This window comes from Streptomyces ardesiacus, from assembly GCF_003112575.1.
Classification (GTDB): Bacteria; Actinomycetota; Actinomycetes; order Streptomycetales; family Streptomycetaceae; genus Streptomyces; species Streptomyces ardesiacus.
In genome coordinates, this window is the sequence record NZ_BEWC01000004.1 from 160376 (window position 1) to 180054 (window position 19679).

The following is a 19679-nucleotide window of genomic DNA, read 5'->3' on the forward strand; positions in this document are numbered from 1 at the left end:
ACTTGCCACGGTAACGAATCGCGACGGAACAGCGATGCCGACGAAGCGCGAGCGCGGAAGCGAACGTGATGCGTCGAGGAATGCACGGGGTTTCCCGGCATCGGACCATCGCGCGAGGAGTCGCGCGGTCGCCGGTCGACGCACCGCGCAGCGGGGCGGAAGTGCTGAGATGCTGGAAGGCGAACCAGCACGGTCCGCGGCACGTCTCGAACGGACACAGTGGTGAGCGACATGGCCCGGAAACACGCAACCGTCGCGAATCCGACCGCCCCGCGCCCCTGCCCTCCGGGGGAGCCTTTCCTGCGAACTCGGTTCACGCTCCCCACACGGCCGGCCACCTTCGTCAGGCGGCAGCGGCTCGTGGCACACCTTGACCACGCCCTCACCACGCCGCTGACTCTGGTCAACGGCACAGCCGGGGCCGGCAAGACCCTGGCGACCGCCGACTGGGCAGCCGGGCTGCGAGAACCGGTCGCCTGGTTGACCCTGGAGGCTGACGACCGCCAGCCAGGGACCTTCTGGGCCTACGTGTTCGAGGCCCTTCGAACCTGCGCGGCAAGGACCTCCCGTACCGGGGAGAACCGCGCCGTGGGTGCCGTCGGGCCGGGTTCGTTGACCTCCCTCGCCGCGGATCTGAACGCGCGCGACCGCCCCGTGGTCCTCGTGCTCGACGCGTACGACCGGCTGACCGAGCCCGAGGTCGGACGACAACTGGAGTTCGTCCTGCGCCACGCCGGACAGGGGCTGCGTCTCGTCCTCGTCACCCGCGGCGAACCAGCGCTTCCCCTGCACCGCTACCGGGCCGCGGGCCGGGTGACGGAGATCCACGATGCCGAACTGTCGTTCACCACCGCCGAGGCCCGGTCGCTGCTGCGACTGCACGGACTGTGTCTCCCCGAGGCCGCCGTCCGCGCCCTGGTGGAGCGCACCCGGGGCTGGGCCGCGGGACTGCGTCTGTCCGCGCTGGCAGCTCAGGGGAGCAGGGATCCGGAACGCTGTCTCAAGGAGTTCGAGGCAGACCACGGTGCGGTCGCGGACTTCCTCCTGGCCGAGGTGTTCGAAGGCCGGACGGAGGAGACCCAGGACCTGCTGCTGCGCGTCAGCGTCCTGGACCGCTTCTGTCCCGGCCTGGCCGACGCCCTGACCCTGCGCCGCGACGCCGAACCCCTCCTGGCCGCGCTGCACCGGGAGAACGCGTTCATCGAGCGTCTCGAACACTCCTGGTACCGCCTGCACCCGCTCTTCCGGGAGGTCCTCCGGGCGCATCTGCACGCACGCATGCCCGGCCTGGAGCCGGAACTGCACCTGCGTGCCGCGCGCTGGCTGCACCGCTCCGGCTTTCTCCTGGAGACGCTCGCCCACGGCGCCGCCGGTGGTGACTGGGACCTGGCTGCCGGCGCGCTCGTCGACGACCTAGCGATCGGACAGATCTTCACGGGCCCCTCCTCGCACACGCTGGCCGCGCTCTTCAGCGGGATGGGGCCCGAAGCGGAGAGCCCGGCGAGCAACCTCGTGCGCGCCGCGGAAGCACTGGGCCGACACCGCCTCGATCACGGTCTGACCCGACTGCGACGGGCGGAGTGGCAACTGTCCCGTGCTCACGACTCCCCTGGTCAGACGGCGGCCCGGATGAGCTGTGCGCTGCTGGACGCGCTCGCTGCCCGGCTCACGGGATGTCCGGCGAGAGCAGAGCGGGCCGCCGCGGCTGCTGCGGAACTACGGGAAGGGCTGCCCGTCCGACTGCTGGACGCGCACCCGGAACTGGTAGCCCTGCTGAGGACACACGTGGGCTCGACCCGTGTGTGGGAAGGGCGTCTCGACGCCGCGCGTGCCGTGCTGGTGGGTGTGTCGAGTGCGCCCGGCGGGTCCGCGACCGCGCTGCCTCGGGCGGAGGCGAGGGGGCACCTGGCTCTGATCGACTACCTGAACGGCTGGATCGGCCGAGCGGAACGCAGGGCCCTGGCCGCGGTCTCGGAGGCGGAAGGCGCGGGTATCGGGTGGCTGGTCCTCGCGGCCGTGGCGGTGGAACGCCAGGAGCTGGACCGGGCGCGCGTGCTGCTCGACAAGGCCGCTCGGCTGCCGGCACAGGACCATGACCCCGTATCGGTGGCAGGCCGGGCCCTTGCCATGTCACGCCTCCTCCTCGACAACGGTGAAGGGGAAGCCGCCGTCGAGACGGCGGAACCGGCCGTGCCCGCGGAAACGGCGTCCCCGTGGGTCAGGAGTCATGCGGCAGTGCTCCGCGCTGCCGCCTGTCTGGCCGACGGCCGGACGCGCGAAGTCAGCCGCTTGCTCCAGGGCGTCTGCGACGGCCCACCGGTGTGCACCGTGGAAGCAGCGGCGATCCAGGCCGCTGCCGGGCGCAGCCGGGCCGCGGTCGACGCCCTCGGCTCCCTTCGCGCCGAGCAACACACCGGCCCCGTGGTGACCGTCGGGACGGCGTTGGTCCAGGCCCGGGCGGCCCAGGAGTCGGGGGACACGGCCACCGCGCGCAGGCTCGTCGCGCGGGCACTTCTCGACGCCCGGCGCGAACGCCTGCGGCGCCCTTTCCGCCAGGCGGGAGAATGGCTCGGACCACTGCTGGCCACGAGCGCCCTGCACGAGCTCGCTGACGGCTGGCTCCTGACCGGCCGGCCACCCGGCCACGGTGCACCACCGCGTTCGGTGCCCGGTCCCGCACCTTTGGTTCCGGTGGAACTGAGCGAACGCGAGCGCGACGTCGTGCGACGCCTGGCGCTCGTGATGACCACGGACGAGATCGCTGCCGACTTGTCCGTGTCGGTCAACACCGTCAAGACCCACCTCAAGAGCGCCTACCGGAAGCTGGCGGTGAATCGCCGCAACGACGCGGTACACCGCGCGCGGGAACTCGGCCTCCTGTGACGGGCCGGGAGTGCCGGGTCACCCGTGTCGGGTGATGCGGAACGGCCGGCGTGGCGGCCAACCTGAACCCGGGAGGAACGACGACCGGGTCATGGCGCCCGGGGACGGAGGCCGGACATGGACGCACAGACCTACCTGGCGTACGACTACCCGTTGCTGGGAGCTTTCTGGACCATGCTGATGATCTTCCTGTGGATCATGTGGCTCGTCCTGCTCTTCCGCATCGTCACCGACATCTTCCGGGACGACGGGCTGAACGGCTGGTCGAAGGCCGGCTGGCTGGTGTTCTGCGTAGTCCTGCCCTTCCTGGGTGTATTCGTCTACGTGATCGTCCGCGGCAGGAACATGGGCCTCAGGGAGACGACCAGGGCACGTGCGCAGCAGGAGCAGTTCAACGCCTACACCAGGAAGACAGCGGCGGGAGGATCCAGCAGCGTCGACGAGCTGGCACGGCTCTCCGAGATCAGGGACCGCGGTGCCATTACGGACGAGGAGTTCCGCAGGGCGAAGGAACTCGTTCTCTCCGGGCACGGTCCGGCTGGAGACTCGGGCAGGGCCGGCACCGGCGCCTCTGCTCACTGACGCAGGGCACAGGACACAGGGGCAGCCGGACGTGGGGGGCACCGTGAGGGAGAGAGACCATGACCCGGACCACCACAGGCAAGACGCACGAGTCCTTCCTTGCCCGCCCCGGCGTCCGCCGCCTCATACCGTTCGCGGTGATCACCGCGATCGCGCTGATCTTCATTTTTGAGAACAGGGCGAGCGTGGAGATCCGCTTGCTGGTTCCGATCGTGACCATGCCTCTGTGGGGCGCGCTCCTGATCGCTTGGGCACTCGGCATGCTCGCCTGCCTCTTCACCCTGCGGCGACGGCCGAGTCGGCATTCCCGCCGGCCGGACTGACTCCTTTGCGCGAGGAGAATCCGATGCTCGGAAGGGGGGGGCCGGGCGGGCCGCACGGGACGGAGGCCAATCCGACGACGGCAGGTGGACGACGGCAGGTGAGAGAGCAGGACCTGTCAGCGGGAAAGACGCACGCCGTCAACGGTTCCGGCGAGGAGTTCACGACCGGTGACGAGTTCGGGGGTGATGCGAACGAAGATCTCGCCGGGCCACGACACCCGCGAGCGTGGGCCCCTCTCCCGGAGGCGTTCCCGCTCGGCGGCGTCGGCTATCACGGAGGCGACTCCGGTGACGACGACGCTCCAGCCCGCGTGTGCCGCCGCGTCGACCTCGTCGGCCTCGAACGCGACGACCGCCCCGTCGACCGCACGGGCCATCTCGGACACCGACGAGGTGCGCAGCACCACGGCACCGTCCCGGTCCAGCCAGAAGCGGAACGGGAGGACGGCGGGCAGGGCTTCCTGCGTGAAGACGACGCGGCCCACGACTGCCGCCGCCAATCGCTCCAGGCATTCCCGCCGGTCCAGTTCGCGGAATCCGTCGTTGCCATACATCAGCCGGCCGTCTCTCGCGTGTGCGTGTGGTGGGTGCGGCCTTCCTCGTCTCGGTCGGGACGGTGTGCGACACCGCGAACGCCGGGCTTCCCCGGGATCGGCCCGCGGGCGCCCGGGCCGGGCGTGTCACACCGCGTCTGCGGCGACGACTTCGCGCTGGGGACCGCCGAGGACGACCTTCAGCGCTCCGGTGTCGGCAGCGGCGGAGAAGACCTCGTACGCCTCCTCCATGCGCTCCAGTGGGAAGGTGTGGGTCACCAACTGGGCAGTGGGGAGCCGGCCGGACGCCGTCATCCGCAGCAGCGTCGGCGTGGACCGGGTGTCGACCAGACCGGTGGTGATGGTGATGTTTTTGATCCACAGGTCTTCCAGGTGCAGGGTCGCCGGCCTGCCGTGCACGCCGATGTTGGCGACGTGCCCGCCCGCGCGCACCATCCGGGTGCACATCTCGAAGGTCTCCGGAACGCCCACCGCCTCGATGACGACATCGGCACCGAGGCCCCCGGTGAAGTCGGCGACCAGTTGCTCCGGCTCTTCCCGGGCGTCGGCGACGGCATCGGCGCCGAGCTTCCGTGCGGCCTCCAGCCGGGCCGCGGCCAGGTCCACGACGACGACCCGTTCGGGGGCGAACAGCCGTGCCGTGGCGACGGCGGCGAGGCCGATGGGGCCGGCGCCCACCACGACCACCGTGTCGCCGGGGCGGACACGTCCGTTGAGCACGCCCACCTCGTAGGCCGTGGGGAAGATGTCGGCCAGCAGTACGGCGTCCTCGTCGGCGACCGCACCCGGCAGGGGGTGTACGGAGAGGTCCGCATGCGGAACCCGGACGTACTCCGCCTGCGTACCGTTGATCAGGTGGCCGAGGATCCAGCCGCCCCCGCCGAGGCACTGGCCGTAGGCGCCCTCACGGCAGTACCGGCACCTTCCGCAGGCGGTGATGCAGGACACCAGGACGCGGTCCCCCGGCCGGACGGTACGCACGTCCGTGCCGACCTCGACGATCTCGCCGACCGCTTCGTGGCCGAGGACGGTTCCAGGGCGCACCTCGGGGACGTCCCCCTTCAGGATGTGCAGGTCGGTCCCGCAGATGGTGACGGCGTCGACCCGCACGATGGCGTCGGTGGGTTCCTTGAGGTCGGGATCGGGCAGATCCTCCCACGCGGACCGGCCCGGACCGTGGAATACGTAGCCCTTCATCGCGATACTCACTCTCTGTGCTCGGGAGCCTCCGGGGCCCGGGGACCGGTCTGCGCCGGGTGGGCCCACGACCGCCACTACGACGGGGACTGCCCCACCACTCCAGGCTGTCCCCGGCAGGGCTCACGCGCTTGGGCCGGTCGGCCCTCTCCCGCCGCCCGTCGGCCCCGGGTCCACCAGGGCCGTCCTGGCGTCGTGAGCCGTTCGGATGCTCGGCCCCTCGTCAGCGGAGCCGGCGCAGATACGGGTCGTGCGGACGGGGTGGCAGCAGGCGCACGCGGGCGTCCAGGACCGCGAGCCCGCCGGGTGTCGCGAGGACCGGATTGAGGTCGGCCTCGGCGAGTTGCGGCACGTTCTCCGCCATCCCCGAGAGCCGGTGGAGCAGTTGCTCCAGACCGTCGAGGTCGAGGGGGTCCGCGCCGGACGCGCCGAACAGCAGCGGAGCGCAGCGCGGTGAGGCGATCAGATCGTGCACGTCCAGGTCGGTGAGCGGGGCGAGGCGAGCCGCCCGGTCGGCGAACACCTCCGTGGCGGTACCACCCAGTCCGAAAATGATCAGCGGTCCGAAGACCTGGTCCTGGACGATTCCCGCGAGCAGTTCGGTGCCGCGTTCCGCCAGCGGTTGCACGACGACACCGGTCATCAGTCCCTCGAAGCGTGTCCGGAGGTCCTGGTACGCGCTCCGTACCTGGGCTTCGCCCAGGAGATCGAGACGAACGGCATGCTGTTCGCTCTTGTGCACCAGACCCGGCCAGTGCGCCTTCAGCACGACCCTGCCGCCGTCCGAGCCGCCCAGGTGCTCGGCGGCGCGTACGGCGTCGTCCTCGGTCTCCGCCCAGGCCCACGGGGACTGCGGGATGCCGTAGCAGCCCAGGAGTTCGGCGCAGGTGCGCGGCCCGGGCCAACCGCCCTCCGGGTGCCCGGTGAGCCACTGGTCGGCCACCGCGCGCGCCCGTGGCGGGTCGATGCCCTCCGGGGTCCGCCTGGTGCCGGGAGGCCGGGCCAGCCAGGCCGTCCGGCGGGCGGCATGGGCCAGCGCACGTGCGGCAGCGTGCGGTTGGGCGTATGAGGGGATCTCCCCTCCCTCGGCCGCCGGCAGCAGGCGGACGGACGCGTCCTGCTCCAAACGGACGAGGGCGACGGGACTGCGCCGTGCGGCGGGCCCCCGTGTGACGGCGCGCACCAGGTCATCGCCGGTCGCGGCGGCCACAGCCGTGGGGACGAGGGCCACCACGACGGCGTCGACACCGCGATGGGCGGTGAGCCGGTCGAGGCAGGCACCCAGTTCGTCCTCGGCGACGGCGGCGGTGACGTCCACGGGGTTGCCGACGGCCGCTCCGTCGGGCAGCACCGCGAGCAGGTCCCCGACCAGGTCGGAGGTGAGCGCGGGCAGGACGAGCCCCGCCTCCACGCACGCGTCGGCCGCGAGTACGCCGGCCCCGCCCGCGTTGGTCACGACGGCGACCCTGGTGCCGGCGGGCAGGGGCTGGGCGTGGAACAGGGCGGCCGCCTCCAGCAGTTCGCCGACGGAGCGGGTCGCGGTGATGCCGGCCTGGATGAACAGGGCCTGCCTCGTCAGGGTGCCGGTGGCCGCGGCGGCGCTGTGCGAGGCGGCCGCCCGACGTCCCGCGTCGGTGCGACCGGCGTCGACGGTGAGCAACGGCATCCGGCGGGTGACGCGCCGGGCGGTGCGGGAGAAGGCCCGCGGGTTGCCGAAGGACTCCAGGTGCAGCAGGGCGAGATCGGTCGTGCCGTCGTTCTCCCACCACTGGAGCATGTCGTTGCCGCTGACGTCGTACTTGTCGCCGAGCGAGGCGAACGTCGACACCCCGATGCCCAGGCGGGCCAGCCCTTCGAGCAGGGCGATGCCGACACCGCCGGACTGGACGCCGATGCCCGCGGTACCCGGACGCGGATGTCCGGCGGCGAAGGTCGCGTCCATCCGCAGCGCCGGGTCGGTGTTGGCGACACCGAGGCAGTTGGGGCCGACGAGGCGTATCCCGTGGGTGCGGCAGGCGGTGAGCAGCGCCTGTGCCTGAACCGGGTCGAGACCCGCCGACAGCACCACCATGGCGTGCACGCCTGCTTCGCCTGCCTCTTCCGCCACGGTCGGCACGGCGGTGGCGGGGGTGGCAACGACCACGAGGTCGGGAGGGAAGGGCAGTGCCGCGACGGCCGGGTACGACGGAACGCCGAGGAGTGCGTGGGCGTGGGGATTGACTGCGAACAATCGACCGGTGAAGCCGCTGGTGCGCAGGTGTCGGAGTACGGCGCGTCCCACGGAACCGGGCCGTCGGCCGGCTCCCACCACGGCGACCGACCGGGGCCTGAAGAGAGGTTCCATACTGGCCAGGTCCGCGGTACGCCCGCGTTCCTCCACGGCCCTGAGGTAGGCGTCGTCCTGGTCGAGCGCGATGGTGCAGCGCGTCTCGGGTCCGTCGGTGCGACGAGTGACCCGCAGCCCCAGGTCGGAGAAGAGACGCAGCACTTCCGCGTTCTCACTGAGGGCGTCGGCCAGGAACAGCGTGATGCCGTCGGCCCGGGCCGCGGACGCCAGGTGCTCCACGAGCAGGGTGCCCACGCCGCGACGGTGCTGGCCGTCCGCCACGGCGACGGCCAGCTCGGCCGATCGTCGCTCGTCGCACGCGTCGTACTCGGCGAGGCCGATGATCCGGCCCTGCAGCTCGGCCGCCAGAGCCCGGTGGCCGGGACCGGAGGGTGTACAGGCGTGATCCGCGGCGAGGGCGGCGGATCGAGGGCTCACGGCGAAGAAGCGCATGCGCAGGTTCTCCGGCGACATCCGCGCGTAGAGCCTGTGCAGTTGATCGCGGTCCTCGGGTTCCACGGCTCGGACGCGGACGGTGGTGCCGTCCGCGAGCAGGGCATGGATCGCGGGACCGCTCAGGTCGCCTGTCATCGGACTCTCCTCTCGCCCCCGTGCCGGCGGCGCGGACCGGCCCCGCGCCAGTCGGTCGACGGTCCCCGCCGGCTCCGGGCCGCGCGGCGCGCTCACGCCCACTCGGGCACGACGACGACCGGGCAGGCGGAGCGGTGCAGGACGGCGTGGGCGGTCCTGCCGAGCCGCCCGTGGGTGCGCCGGCCGATCACCAGCAGGCCGGCTTCCGCCGAAGCCGCGGGCAGCACCGCGCGGGCCGGGCCCTCGACGGTGTGCCGGCGCACAGTGACGTCGGACGGCGCGGCTTCCAGGGCTGCGTCCAGTTCCTTGGCCGCGTACGCCTCGTACAGCCGGGCGGGTTCTCCCGTCAGCAGAGGGTGATCGGCCGTGTCGTGGGCGGGACAGCGCCAGGCCCGTACGGCTGCCAGTGGCACGTGGCGCAGACGCGCTTCCGTGAAGGCGAACCGCAGGGCGGCTGCCGATGCCTCGCCGACCCCGACGACGATACGGCCGTGTCGCCCGCCCAGGGCCCGGTTGTCGTCGCTGCCGCGGACGACGACCACCGGGCAGTCGCTCCCGGCGGCCACGGTCCGGCTGACGGAACCCAGCAGCCTGTCGGCGATGCCGCTGCGGCCCCGGCTGCCCGCAATGATCATGGAAGCGTTGCGTCCGGCGCGTTCCAGGGCCTGCTCCGCCTCGTCGGGCACCGCTTCGGTGGTGACGACGAGGTCGGGGTGCAGCCGCCGCGCACGCCGGGCGGCGGCGCGCACGATGACGTCGGCCTTCAGACCGGCGGAGGGTTTGCCCAGTTCACGTGCGAGCGCCGCACCCTCATACCGCTCCCACAGGGTCCCGAAGACCACAAGGAGGGGAACTCCGTGCAGGGCGGCCTCGTCCGCCGCCCAGTCCACAGCCCGCAGGCTGGGCTCGGAGCCGTCGACTCCGACCACTAGAGGCAGATACATGACGCCCCTCCTCTCAAACGGGACGGTCAGGGATGCGCGACGACGGCGACGGGTGCACCGACGTGGTGCAGCGCCGCGTGCGCGACCGCGCCGACGTGCACGCCGAACGGGTTGTGCCGGACGCGGCGCCCGACGACCAGCAGGGACGCACCGTGTGAGACGTCGACCAGATGGCGGGCGGGGCTGCCCGGGCGGGACGCCTCGATGACCTCGACGTCCGGGTACTTCTGCCGCCAGGGCAGGAGCAGCCGGGTGAGGTCCGCGGCCTTCCTGCGGGCCGCTCCTTGGCCGAGTACGGCGTCGGCGGCCAGGGGGTAGGTGGAGGAGGGCGGCGGCCGCCAGGCGCTGACCACGTGCACGGCCGTTCCGCGGCGCTGTGCCTCCTCGAAAGCGAAGGCGAGCACACCGTCGTCGGGGCTGTCGGCGTCGAGTCCGACGACGACCGGCCGGAAGGCGGTGACCGCGGACGGGATGCCGACGGGGTCCATGACATGTTCGTCGGCCGCCTGCGCGCCGGCGCGCACGAGGACCACGGGAGTCTCGCTGCGGGCGATCACGGACTGTCCGACGGAACCGACCAGAAAGCCGCCGAGTCCGCTCAGGGCGCGCGAGCCGAGGACCAGCAGTTCCGCCGCGTCGGCGTCGCTGACCAGGGTGTCGGCCGGCGGGCCGGACCGCTGGTCACTGGTCACCAGGACACCCGGGTGGCGCAGCCGGAGCCCTTCGGCCACCTTCCGCGGGATGTGCTCGACCCAGTTCTGGTGGGTCTTGGAGCCGAGAATCGGCTCCTGGGCCAAGACCGCGGGAGCCGGCTCCCAGACGTGCAGCAGTCGTACCGGCAGGTGGCGCAGTTCGGCCTCGCGGGCGGCCCACTCGGCGGCGGCGTGGCTCTCGGGCGAGCCGTCGATCCCGACGGTGATCGTGCGGGTCATGCCGCTCACCTCCGTGTCGCCTTCTCCCTTCAGCCTGTCGTGCTGCCGGTCGGCGGGGGTAGGGCCGCTCGTCCCCGGACACGGCCGAGGGTCCCTTCGGCGGGCTCGTGGGGTCGGGCCCCACGGCGGACGGAGAGCGAACTCGCGGTGGGCGCTCAGTGCCCTTCGTCCCGCAGGCGTTCCTCCGCGTGGGTGGCGATGACGGCGGCCTGAACGCGACGCTCCACGCCCAGCTTGGCGAGCAGGCGTGAGATGTGGTTCTTGACCGTCTTCTCGGCCAGATACAGCCGCTGGCCGATTTGCCGGTTGGTGAGCCCCTCCCCGATCAGCGCCAGGATGTCCCGCTCCCGCTCGGTCAGACCGGGCAGCGCGTCCGGCTCCTCCTCCTGTTTCGGACCGCCTCGCAAGCGGGCCATCAGTCTCGCGGTGGCACTCGGGTCCAGCAGCGACTGGCCTCGGGCCACCGTGCGTACGGCCGCGACGAGGTCCGAGCCCTCGATCTGTTTGAGGACGTACCCGGCGGCGCCTGCCATGATCGAGTCGAGCAGCGCTTCCTCGTCGTCGAACGAGGTCAGCATCAGACAGGCGAGGTCCGGCAGTGCCGACCGCAGTTCCCGGCACACGGTCACCCCGTCGCCGTCCGGCAGCCGTACGTCCAGCACGGCCACGTCGGGACGCAGTGCGGGGACGCGCACGAGGGCCTGTTCGACGGTCGCCCCCTCACCGACCACCGTGATGTCGGGTTCGTCGTCGAGCAGGTCGTGCACCCCTCGCCGGACGACCGCGTGATCGTCCAGGAGGAAAACTCTGATCTCGGTCGCCCGGCCGGCCTGCTCGCTGTCCATCGTCGGTCGCTCCTCGAAGAGGCGTCCTTGCCACTGGACCAGTCTTCTCCCGGACCGGCTCCGGTGCCAGCGCCGGCCGGGCCCTCTTCGGGCCGTCCTTCCGACTGCGCCTCCGGTGCCACTCTCCGCACCCTCGTTCAAAAGGCGCCGGCGCTCCAGGTCTGTTCGTCCGGCATCACCCCGAATGCCGCGACGCCCTGCTGCGCGCCCAGCCACCCGCGCGCCTCGGAGCCCATGCAGGAGGCCGCCGTCGCGAGCATGTCGGCCTCGGTGAGCGAAGGACCGGTCACCGTCAGCGAGGCGGGGCCGTTGGCGGGTGGCAGGCCGGTGCGCGGGTCAATGATGTGGCACCCTCGCTCGCTGGGCCCGGACGTGGCGATCCCCAGCGGGCCTCCGGGCGACTCGACCACCGCGGCGCAGAAGCCGGGCCGCAGGGGATGGGCGATGCCTACGCGCCAGGGTCCGCCGTACAGTTGCACATCGCCTCCCCCGTTGAGACAGACGCGTTCGGCTCCCGCCTCGTGGAGCAGGAGCGCGGCACGCTCCACCGCCCATCCCTTGACGAGACCGGTCGGGTCGAAGACTCCCGAGTGCCACGCAGAGAACGCGCCTCCGGTTCGCCGGTGGGCGTCGGCGCACAGGGTGACGATCTCGCTCAGCTCGGGCTGCCACTGCCTGGGCACGGGCCGCCCGTGCCTGACACGGGTGACGGCACTGTCGGGCCGGAAGGGTGAGAAGACCTCGTCGACGTGGTGCAGCAGGCTTTCGGCCTCGTCGAGGGCACGGCGCAGGCGAGGCGTCGGCTCGACGCGCACCGTGCAGGAGAACACCGTGCCCATCGTGTGCACCACACGGTGCAGCTCCGGCTCACGCACGGGCCTGGTCCAGCGCGCTCTGCAGGGAGCCGATGTAGCCCTCGCTGGTGTAGGTCGCGCCCGAGACGGTGTCGAGGTGGGCGCTCTGGGCCTGCACCGTCTCCTTGATGAGGGCGGGCACCGCGGAGGCGTTGATCTGCCGGCTGCGGGGGTCGCCGCCCGGGGACTGCACCGCGCGCGCTGCGGTGATCCGGGAACCGTCGAGGGTGAGTTCCACCTGGACGGGTCCGTAGCGGGTCTGGACCGTGGGGCCCGTGACCGTGCGGACCCCCGAGGACGCTCCCCCGGCACCGGCGCTGCTGCTCGGCGCGGGCGCCGTGGTGGGCGGCAGCGTGCCGACCGGCTGGTGGTGGGGTTTGAGGGACAGGGCGAGGACCGTCACGGTGACGGTGGCCGCGCAGGTCAGCGCCGTGCGGCGGACGGGGTGGGCACGCATGGCGGGGCTCACAGTTCGAAGGACTCGTGGTGGATGCGGACCGTGGGCACCCCGGCGTCCCGCAGGGCGTCGTACACGGCCAGGGACAGTCCCCTCGGACCGCACAGGTACACGTCGTGCCGCTCGACGTCCGGCACCGTCGCCCTGAGCCGGTCCGCGGTGATCCGGGCGCGGGAGCCGTCCGGGTCGTTCAGGACGTACACGAGGCGGGCACCGCGTGCGGCCGCTATCGCCTCCAGCTCCTCGCTCAGCGCCAGCTCTTCCGGCGTGCGCGCCCGGTAGAGCAGCGTCAGGTCGCCGGGGGCGGCGGGCAGCGTCTCGAACAGCGTGCGCAGCGGGGTGATCCCGGTACCGCCCGCGATCAGCAGCACCTTGCGGCGGCTGCGTCGCGCCGCGGTGAGAGCGCCGTACGGCCCCTCCGCCCACACGCGGGTGCCCGGGTGGAGGTCGGCAACGGCCGCACTGTGGTCGCCGAGCGTCTTGACGGTGATGCGCATCAGGTCGTCGCGCGGCAAGGCCGAGAGCGAGTACGGATGGCTGGCGCCCCACATGCCGCGGGTCAGGAACCGCCAGCGCAGGAACTGCCCGGGCCGGGCGCCGAGCCGGTCGAGCCGACGGCCCCGCAGCCAGACCGAGTACACGCCCGGAGCCTCGCGTACGGCGGCCTCGACGCGAATCCGGTGCCGGAGGTTGAGACGCAACGGAGTGAGGACCCGGAAGTAGAGGACCAGGCAGGCCACACCGATGTAGAGCGTGTACCACGCGGCGCGGGCGGGTGCATGGGCGACGAACTCGGCACCGACGGCCAGTTGGTGCGAGAAGCCCAGGAAGACCGCCGCGTACGTGAGCAGGTGCAGGTGGTACCAGGTCTCGTAGCGCATCCGACGCCGTACCGCGCGCACCGACGTGTAGCCGACGACGAGCAGTATCAGTGCGCCTGCCGTGGCTTTGAGCATGTCCGGCAGATCGAAGACGATCGTCCCGAGCTCCTTCAACGCCCCGACCTGCGCCTGTGCCGCGTAGCCGAGAACGATCAGCAGGACGTGCGCCAGGAGCAGGCCGATGGTCCAGCGCCCCGCCGAGGCGTGCCAGCGTGCGGCACGGTCGCTGCCCACCCGGCTCTCCACCCACGGCACCCTCGCCATGAGGGCCACCAGCACGGCACACATGTATCCGCACAGGAGCCCCGTGATGCGCCCCGCTCCGGTGAGCCAGCCGGCCACGCCGACCACCGCGCCCGTGTCCCGCCACCACAGGGCGAGTACGGCGATGCCTCCGGCCCACGCGGCTGCCAGCAACGGTGCGGCCGGTGGCACCCGCCACGCGGTGCGGCCGGCACGGTGTCGCGCCGGAGGCCGTCGGTCGGTCGCGGTCGTCACGGGGCGTCTCCTCACAGCAGGGGGTGTCCACTGTGGCGCCGCAACCTCTGAGCGGGCTCTGAGCCGGCGCCCCGGCCCCGACGGTGCGGGAAGGACACAGAGGGCGTTCAGAGGAAATCCAGAGGGTTGCGGGAGATGCTGGGTGGGTCATGAACACACGCAACGCAGCTCTGACCCGTTCCGACGGCACCCCCGTGCGCGTCCTCGTCGTCGACGACGAACCCGACCTCGCCGAGGTCGTCACCGGAGCCCTGCGGTACGAGGGCTGGGATGTGCGCAGTGCGGGCTCGGCCGACGCCGCTCTCCGTGAGGCGCGCACCTTCCGACCCGACGCCGTCGTCCTGGACATCATGCTGCCGGACCGCGACGGGCTGTCGGTCCTGCGCGACCTGCGCGCCGAGCAGCCGCACGTGTGTGTTCTCTTCCTCACGGCGCGTGACGCCGTCGAGGACCGGATCAACGGGATCACGGCGGGCGGCGACGACTACGTGACCAAGCCCTTCAGTCTCGGGGAACTCGTCGCGCGGCTGCAGGGCCTGTTGCGCCGCGCCGGAATGACACGCGAGCGGGCAGCCGGCTCCCTGCTCGTGGTCGGGGACCTGGAACTGGACGAGGACGCGCACGAGGTCACCCGGGGCGGAGATCCGATCGACCTGTCGCCGACCGAGTTCCAGCTGCTGCGCTGCCTCATGCGGCACACACGTCGGGTCCTGAGCAAGACACAGCTTCTCGATCTGGTCTGGTCCTACGACTTCGGAGGCCAGGCGCACGTCGTCGAGCTGTACATCTCGTACCTGCGCAAGAAGATCGACTCCGGTCGCGCCCCGATGATCCACACGGTGCGCGGCACCGGATACGTCCTGAGGCCGGCGCACCGGTGAGGTGGCCGCGACGCCGCACCCTGCGCGCCCGTCTCACCGCGGGGCTGCTGGTCCTGCTCGCCGTGGCGTCCGCAGCGGTGGGAGGGGCGGCCGTGCTGGAACTCAACGGGTTCCTCACCGACCGTCTCGACCAGCAGCTCACCGACACCGGCAGCGCCTTCGCGGCAAGTCTGGAGCACCCCGGCACGGATCACGGCGACCACGACGGGGACGAACGCGGTGACACCCGCCGTCAGGCCGCCGAGACACTCGGGGTGCGCATCGTGGACGGCGAGGTGACCAACGCCGCCGTGGTCCGGCGAGGCGATGCACGGGCCGACGTGGTCACCCTGAAGGTCGACGGCAGTGACGCCCGGACCCTTGCGGCTGTCCCCAGGGACGGACACGGCCACAGCGTCGAGCTCACCGGCCTCGACGACTACCGGGTGATGGCCTGGCGGGGGCGGGACGGCGACACCCTGATCACCGGCCTGCCGCTGGAGCCGGTCGAGGCGGCGGTGCACCGGCTCGAACTCGTGGCGGGCAGCGTCTTCGGTCTGGCGCTCGCCGGTGCCGGCGTCGCGGGTGCTCTGTGGGTGCGCTGGTCCCTGAGCTCCCTCAGCCGCATCGCCGACACCGCGGCCCGCGTCAGTGAACTCCCTCTCGCCAGTGGGACCGTGACGCTGCCCCCGCGTGCCCCCGACGCCCGGCCGCGCAGCGAGGAGGTCGACCAGGTCACCAGCGCGTTCAACCGGATGCTGGGGCACGTGGAGCACGCCCTGACCCAGCGCCAGCGCAGTGAGGAACGTCTGCGCAGCTTCTCCGCGGACGCGAGCCACGAGCTGCGCACCCCGGTGGCCTCGGTGCGCGGCCACGCCGAGCTGGCCCTGCTCCACTCCGAGCAGGTGCCCCTGCCCCCCGAGGTGAGCCGTGCTCTGGAGCGGATCGTCGCGGAGGCGTCCCGGATGGGCGCCGTGGTCGACGATCTGCTCCTGCTCGCGCGCCTGGACGCCGGGCGCCCCCTGGAGTACGAACCCGTCGACCTGACACGGCTCGTGCTGGACGTGGTCGCCGACGCCCGCGCGGCCGGTCCGGATCACCGGTGGACCCTCGAACTGCCGCAGGAGCCGGTCGTCGTGTCGGGCGACCGGCACCGCCTTCACCAGCTCCTCGCGAATCTCACGGCCAATGCCCGGCTGCACACACCACCCGGGACCGCCGTCACCGTGGAAGTCACGCGGGACGACGACGGCACGGCCCGCCTCACGGTGACCGACGACGGTCCAGGAATCCCGCCCTCGCTGCGCGGGCACCTCTTCGAACGCTTCGTCCACGGGGACGGTCCTCGCGGCGCCGACGGCGGCGGCACGGGTCTCGGGCTGTCCATCGTCGCCGCCGTGGCCGCTGCTCACGGCGGCACGGCGACCGTCACCAGCGAACCGGGCACGACCAGGTTCACCGTGCGTTTGCCACCCCGACCGCCTGGATAGACCCAAGCCCGCTTCCGAGCAGGCCTGTCGCGGCGCACCCGGGGCAGGGCTCAGGGGATCATCACGCAGTGGTTCTCGACAACCCGGCCGCCGCGATCGAGGCCACCGCAGACGGCCAGCCTCGGGTACGCCCTGATCTCCTGGTTGACGACGAACCGCCACCGCGAGACGTTCGCCCTGCTCCCTCGGTAGTCGCCGACGAACGCACGCAGCGTCCCCGCCAGGCCGTCCCGCGTGGTGACGGTGATGTCCTGGACGTAGTCGCGGCCCTGGTACGCGGTGGCGACGCAGATGTAGGTGCCGCAGGTGGACTTCACTTCGGCACGCGCAGGTGCCGCGGTCACCAGCAGTGAGCCGACGGCAGCCATGAACGCGGCCGCAACCGTGGCAGTCCGCCGTCGGGTCCTTCGTGCTGTGGTCATCAGCTTCTCCCTGTTCGCGTGCGGTGCCTCACCCCGGTTACGGGGCCTGCTCGTACGTCACGGCCTGCTCCGTGCAGGCGGTGGCCGCGGCGCGGCTGGTGGTGTCCCCGGACAGGATCGTGTCGGCGCTCCCGTGCAGGGCGGCGTCCGGGGCACAGGCCCCACGGGCCTGGTCCGCGACCGGACAGCGGGTGATGGTCTCGGCCCGAGGAAGGGTCTCCGCCGCGTGGGCGGGCGCGGCGACGGCCGGGGGCAGGACGGTGAGCGCAGCGGCGGCCAGGCCGCCCGGACACACTCGTGAGCATGCACCGTTGATAGCCGTCCCGGTGGGGGCGCTGTCATGCGTTTGCTCAGTGCGCCGCCCGTGTGGGTGCATTCGTCATACCGGCGTCCGCGTGACGCTCCTCATGGCCACGTACGTCCCGCCCGTGCGCTGCCTCGGGCCGTACGCTCCGGCGGCACGGTCCGCCGCCCGCTCCGGCGACCCGGTGAGGGCGGTCCCGGCGGTGGGACAGGGACCTCGGCCACCAACTGCCCGTCCCTCAGCCCCTGGTGGAAGGCCGGCACTAGGATCTTCGGCATGGCGAAGCGCAAGGTGCAGCGGCGGGCGCGGAAGATCCTGGGCGAGGAACCCGTGGCCCTGGTCTGGTGTGAGATCCACAAGCCCATCCCCGCACCGCCCAAGGACGTTCACCGTGCCGCGGGCAAGGGACGCCTGAAATCGCGCCACCACTGGTTGCTGTACGTCGGGGCCGTGGTGTTCTTCTTCGTGGTCGTACCGATGTTCTTGATTGACAGACTCGGCAGCAAACTCGACCACCTGCTGTCGGGACGGAGCCGTGGCGGGCAGACCGGACAGTCGCGTACCCCGCCCGGCCCACAGCGTTCCGGCCGTGGCCGTTCTCGTGAGGGGGATCGTGCGCAGGACCCGGCCAACGGGGTGTTCGACGGGGACTGGAACCTGACCGCGGGCCAGCTCCTGCTGCGTTGGTACGGGCACTCGCCCAGCCCCAAGCGCCTGGTCCTGCTGACCCGTGACCGCATCTGCGTGGCCGCGTCCCCTCGCCGTCGGCTGTCGCCGACCAAGGCCGACGATTTCCGGACCGTCACGGAGTTCCCCCTCGACCAGGCCCGGATCGAGGGGGAGGCGGGCCAGCCGCGGGGGTACGCCACCTTCCGGCTCGCCTTTGCCGACGGTTCCTGGCTGGAGCTGGGCCGACTGGGCGAGCCGGACGACGCCGATCACTTTCTGCGTACGGTCAGCGGCTGATCGGCGGACTTCCCCACCGGGCGGGCCGGCATCCCGTGCCTGGACTCCAAAGGGCAAACCGCCTTCCCGCCGGGCGGGTTCGGCGAGGGCGATCTCGGCGACGTGCCGCAGCACGCTCCGGTACGCCTCGGCGAGGAGATCAAGGCCGGCGTCGGCCGGTTCCTGACGGGTCCTCCGGGTCGCCCGCGAGTCTGGCGGCGATGCGGCCGAGGATCTCGAGCTCTTGGGGTTCGAGCTGGTCGATGAGGTGGCGCCGCACTGAGGCGACATGAGTGGGAGCGGCTTGCCGGAGAGTGTCCAGTCCCCTCTCGGTGAGCACCAGGAAGCAACCTCTGCCGTCAGCCGGGTCCGGTTCACGGCGGATGAGCCCACGCGCCTCCATGCGGGTGGCGTGGCGGGACAAACGGCTTCGGGACCACTCCATCTTGGCGGCCTGCTCACGCAGGGTGCCGGTGCCGTCGGCGCGCTCGGACAGGGTGCTGAGCACCTCGTAGTCGGGCTCGGACAAACCGAGTTCGGCCAGGTCCTGCGCGGTGCGGGCCTGCACGACGGTCACCATGCGGCGGTAGGCCCTCCAGGCCTGCTCCTCCTCCGGACCGAGCCAGCGGGTAGCACCGTCCGACACATTCGTTGACATGTAATCAAATTACCAGGTAATTTCATTTCCATGTCAACGAAAAGACCGCGTGTCCTGGTACTGATCTGCAGTACTCGTCCCGGCGCGCTCGGCCCGGCAGTCGGCACATGGCTGACGGAGACGCTCGCACCGAGCGCCCTCACGCTGGACGTGGACCTGGCGCCGCTGGCCCTCGGTGATCTGCAGCTGCCCTTCCTGGACGAGGAGGAGCACCCCTCGACCGGCGTCTACCACCACGAACACACGCGCCGGTGGAGCGCGATCGTCGACGAGGCCGACGGCTTCGTCGTCGTGACGCCGGAGTACAACTACGGGATGCCCGCGACCCTGAAGAACGCGCTCGACTACCTCGGCCCCGAGTGGGCCTGGAAGCCGGTCGGGTTCGTGAGCTACGGCCACACCTCGGCGGGCACCCGAGCGGTCCAGCACGCCAAGCAGGTGATGACCACCCTTCGCCTCGTCCCCCTGGGCTCCACCGTCGCGATCCGGATCGCGGACGCGATGCGAGAGGGCCGCTTGCACCCCGGAACGCACCTCGAAGCCGCCGCCGAGGGACTGCTTGCGGAACTCGTGCGGGTCGCTCACGCCCTGGCCCCGCTTCGCGAGCGCGGGCGCGTGAACGCGGTGGCAGGCCCCGTCGCGGGTTCGTACGCACGGCGCCTCGCCCCGGACGACGCCCCGGAGGTGACGGTGCTGCAGCGCTGCTGCTGGACCGAGGAGGCGGTCGCCAACAGCACCCTGGCAATACCGGCCCTGCACGAGTCGCCCCACCAGGTGCGCGCGTGGCTGGCCGACTGGCAGGCCACGGGCCTGTGGCGGGACGGCCGGCTCCTCGGGATGGTACGGACGCGTCGCAGCGGCGAAGACCTGCACGTGGGGCGGCTCGCCGTCGTCCCCGACCTGCGCGGGCGCGGTCTGGGCCGATGGCTGCTCCGCATGGCCGAGTCGGCCGGGCAGGGTTGCCGGCGCATCGTCCTGTCCACCGGCGCCGCCAGCAGCCGGAACCTCGCCCTTTACGAGAGTCAGGGGTACGCTCCGCTTCGCGAGGAAGCGGACGACGGTGTGGTCCACCTCGCCAAAGCCGTCCCTGCCTGAGCGCTTCGGGGCCCGCCGGAAGCAAGGGCTCGAGGAGC

At 72.0% G+C, this 19679-nt stretch carries 19 protein-coding genes; 7 read left to right on the forward strand and 12 right to left on the reverse strand.

What is annotated here, in order from left to right:
- Positions 1–231 precede the first annotated feature (231 nt).
- The 3 genes from Sdi02f_RS15670 to Sdi02f_RS15680 all read left to right on the forward strand — a co-directional run bounded on the left by Sdi02f_RS15670 (position 232) and on the right by Sdi02f_RS15680 (position 3788).
- Entirely contained in the window at positions 232–2883 is a 2652-nt protein-coding gene (locus Sdi02f_RS15670) for a winged helix-turn-helix domain-containing protein (protein ID WP_108933564.1), read from the forward strand.
- A gap of 117 nt (positions 2884–3000) precedes the next feature.
- Positions 3001–3465: an SHOCT domain-containing protein gene (locus tag Sdi02f_RS15675; RefSeq protein ID WP_030400549.1), complete on the forward strand. Its 465-nt coding sequence runs from the start codon at positions 3001–3003 to the stop codon at positions 3463–3465.
- A 59-nt stretch (positions 3466–3524) separates the two neighbouring features.
- Positions 3525–3788, forward strand: coding sequence for a LapA family protein (locus tag Sdi02f_RS15680; RefSeq protein ID WP_030400548.1), 264 nt, complete (start codon positions 3525–3527; stop codon positions 3786–3788).
- 116 nt (positions 3789–3904) lie between these two features.
- On the opposite strand, the gene Sdi02f_RS15685 is transcribed toward Sdi02f_RS15680, so the two are convergent.
- The 9 genes from Sdi02f_RS15685 to Sdi02f_RS15725 form a co-directional block, all read right to left on the reverse strand.
- On the reverse strand, positions 3905–4342 hold the full coding sequence (locus Sdi02f_RS15685) for a pyridoxamine 5'-phosphate oxidase family protein (protein WP_031082414.1): 438 nt from the start codon (positions 4340–4342) through the stop codon (positions 3905–3907).
- Positions 4343–4468: 126 nt separating this feature from the next.
- Positions 4469–5539 carry a zinc-dependent alcohol dehydrogenase family protein gene (locus tag Sdi02f_RS15690; protein WP_030400546.1) on the reverse strand — a complete coding sequence of 357 codons (1071 nt, stop codon included), beginning with the start codon at positions 5537–5539 and terminating at the stop codon, positions 4469–4471.
- Between the two features lie 223 nt (positions 5540–5762).
- Positions 5763–8456 carry a bifunctional acetate--CoA ligase family protein/GNAT family N-acetyltransferase gene (locus Sdi02f_RS15695; RefSeq protein ID WP_108933495.1) on the reverse strand — a complete coding sequence of 898 codons (2694 nt, stop codon included), beginning with the start codon at positions 8454–8456 and terminating at the stop codon, positions 5763–5765.
- A gap of 92 nt (positions 8457–8548) precedes the next feature.
- Positions 8549–9400, reverse strand: a complete 852-nt coding sequence (locus Sdi02f_RS15700; protein WP_108933496.1) for a universal stress protein — start codon at positions 9398–9400, stop codon at positions 8549–8551.
- A gap of 26 nt (positions 9401–9426) precedes the next feature.
- Positions 9427–10332: a universal stress protein gene (locus Sdi02f_RS15705; protein ID WP_108933497.1), complete on the reverse strand. Its 906-nt coding sequence runs from the start codon at positions 10330–10332 to the stop codon at positions 9427–9429.
- A 155-nt stretch (positions 10333–10487) separates the two neighbouring features.
- Positions 10488–11177, reverse strand: coding sequence for a response regulator (locus tag Sdi02f_RS15710; protein WP_108933498.1), 690 nt, complete (start codon positions 11175–11177; stop codon positions 10488–10490).
- Positions 11178–11314: 137 nt separating this feature from the next.
- Complete coding sequence (locus tag Sdi02f_RS15715; RefSeq protein ID WP_245962198.1) at positions 11315–12052, reverse strand: FAD:protein FMN transferase; 738 nt, start codon at positions 12050–12052, stop codon at positions 11315–11317.
- Complete coding sequence (locus tag Sdi02f_RS15720; RefSeq protein WP_030400540.1) at positions 12045–12488, reverse strand: FMN-binding protein; 444 nt, start codon at positions 12486–12488, stop codon at positions 12045–12047. The genes Sdi02f_RS15715 and Sdi02f_RS15720 overlap by 8 nt, the downstream gene beginning before the upstream one ends.
- An 8-nt stretch (positions 12489–12496) precedes the next feature.
- Positions 12497–13867, reverse strand: coding sequence for a ferredoxin reductase family protein (locus Sdi02f_RS15725; RefSeq protein ID WP_030400539.1), 1371 nt, complete (start codon positions 13865–13867; stop codon positions 12497–12499).
- A 149-nt stretch (positions 13868–14016) separates the two neighbouring features.
- On the opposite strand from Sdi02f_RS15725, the gene Sdi02f_RS15730 reads away from it, so the two are divergent.
- Complete coding sequence (locus Sdi02f_RS15730) at positions 14017–14748, forward strand: response regulator transcription factor (protein ID WP_030400538.1); 732 nt, start codon at positions 14017–14019, stop codon at positions 14746–14748.
- Entirely contained in the window at positions 14745–16217 is a 1473-nt protein-coding gene (locus Sdi02f_RS15735) for a sensor histidine kinase (RefSeq protein ID WP_108933499.1), read from the forward strand. The genes Sdi02f_RS15730 and Sdi02f_RS15735 overlap by 4 nt, the downstream gene beginning before the upstream one ends.
- 50 nt (positions 16218–16267) lie before the next feature.
- Here Sdi02f_RS15735 and Sdi02f_RS15740 read toward each other — a convergent pair whose 3' ends face one another.
- Entirely contained in the window at positions 16268–16639 is a 372-nt protein-coding gene (locus tag Sdi02f_RS15740; protein WP_030400536.1) for a hypothetical protein, read from the reverse strand.
- A 37-nt stretch (positions 16640–16676) separates the two neighbouring features.
- Positions 16677–16934 carry a hypothetical protein gene (locus tag Sdi02f_RS15745; protein ID WP_108933500.1) on the reverse strand — a complete coding sequence of 86 codons (258 nt, stop codon included), beginning with the start codon at positions 16932–16934 and terminating at the stop codon, positions 16677–16679.
- A gap of 285 nt (positions 16935–17219) precedes the next feature.
- Between Sdi02f_RS15745 and Sdi02f_RS15750 the strand changes: the two genes are divergently transcribed.
- On the forward strand, positions 17220–17909 hold the full coding sequence (locus Sdi02f_RS15750) for a hypothetical protein (RefSeq protein ID WP_030400534.1): 690 nt from the start codon (positions 17220–17222) through the stop codon (positions 17907–17909).
- Between the two features lie 139 nt (positions 17910–18048).
- Here the strand turns inward: Sdi02f_RS15750 and Sdi02f_RS15755 are convergent, their stop codons facing one another.
- The gene (locus tag Sdi02f_RS15755) at positions 18049–18546 is read right to left on the reverse strand and encodes a MarR family winged helix-turn-helix transcriptional regulator (RefSeq protein ID WP_108933501.1); all 498 of its coding nucleotides are present in this window, start codon (positions 18544–18546) and stop codon (positions 18049–18051) included.
- A 30-nt stretch (positions 18547–18576) separates the two neighbouring features.
- On the opposite strand from Sdi02f_RS15755, the gene Sdi02f_RS15760 reads away from it, so the two are divergent.
- Positions 18577–19641, forward strand: coding sequence for a bifunctional NAD(P)H-dependent oxidoreductase/GNAT family N-acetyltransferase (locus Sdi02f_RS15760; RefSeq protein ID WP_108933502.1), 1065 nt, complete (start codon positions 18577–18579; stop codon positions 19639–19641).
- The last annotated feature ends 38 nt before the right edge of the window (positions 19642–19679 follow it).

Excerpts from the sequence above, each read along its gene's own strand:
- Sdi02f_RS15670 (WP_108933564.1), top strand. The coding sequence starts at position 232 with ATGGCCCGGAAACACGCAACCGTCGCGAATCCGACCGCCCCGCGCCCC.
- Sdi02f_RS15675 (WP_030400549.1), top strand. The coding sequence starts at position 3,001 with ATGGACGCACAGACCTACCTGGCGTACGACTACCCGTTGCTGGGAGCT.
- Sdi02f_RS15680 (WP_030400548.1), top strand. The coding sequence starts at position 3,525 with ATGACCCGGACCACCACAGGCAAGACGCACGAGTCCTTCCTTGCCCGC.
- Sdi02f_RS15685 (WP_031082414.1), bottom strand. The coding sequence starts at position 4,342 with ATGTATGGCAACGACGGATTCCGCGAACTGGACCGGCGGGAATGCCTG.
- Sdi02f_RS15690 (WP_030400546.1), bottom strand. The coding sequence starts at position 5,539 with ATGAAGGGCTACGTATTCCACGGTCCGGGCCGGTCCGCGTGGGAGGAT.
- Sdi02f_RS15695 (WP_108933495.1), bottom strand. The coding sequence starts at position 8,456 with ATGACAGGCGACCTGAGCGGTCCCGCGATCCATGCCCTGCTCGCGGAC.
- Sdi02f_RS15700 (WP_108933496.1), bottom strand. The coding sequence starts at position 9,400 with ATGTATCTGCCTCTAGTGGTCGGAGTCGACGGCTCCGAGCCCAGCCTG.
- Sdi02f_RS15705 (WP_108933497.1), bottom strand. The coding sequence starts at position 10,332 with ATGACCCGCACGATCACCGTCGGGATCGACGGCTCGCCCGAGAGCCAC.
- Sdi02f_RS15710 (WP_108933498.1), bottom strand. The coding sequence starts at position 11,177 with ATGGACAGCGAGCAGGCCGGCCGGGCGACCGAGATCAGAGTTTTCCTC.
- Sdi02f_RS15720 (WP_030400540.1), bottom strand. The coding sequence starts at position 12,488 with ATGCGTGCCCACCCCGTCCGCCGCACGGCGCTGACCTGCGCGGCCACC.
- Sdi02f_RS15730 (WP_030400538.1), top strand. The coding sequence starts at position 14,017 with ATGAACACACGCAACGCAGCTCTGACCCGTTCCGACGGCACCCCCGTG.
- Sdi02f_RS15740 (WP_030400536.1), bottom strand. The coding sequence starts at position 16,639 with ATGACCACAGCACGAAGGACCCGACGGCGGACTGCCACGGTTGCGGCC.
- Sdi02f_RS15750 (WP_030400534.1), top strand. The coding sequence starts at position 17,220 with ATGGCGAAGCGCAAGGTGCAGCGGCGGGCGCGGAAGATCCTGGGCGAG.
- Sdi02f_RS15755 (WP_108933501.1), bottom strand. The coding sequence starts at position 18,546 with ATGTCAACGAATGTGTCGGACGGTGCTACCCGCTGGCTCGGTCCGGAG.
- Sdi02f_RS15760 (WP_108933502.1), top strand. The coding sequence starts at position 18,577 with ATGTCAACGAAAAGACCGCGTGTCCTGGTACTGATCTGCAGTACTCGT.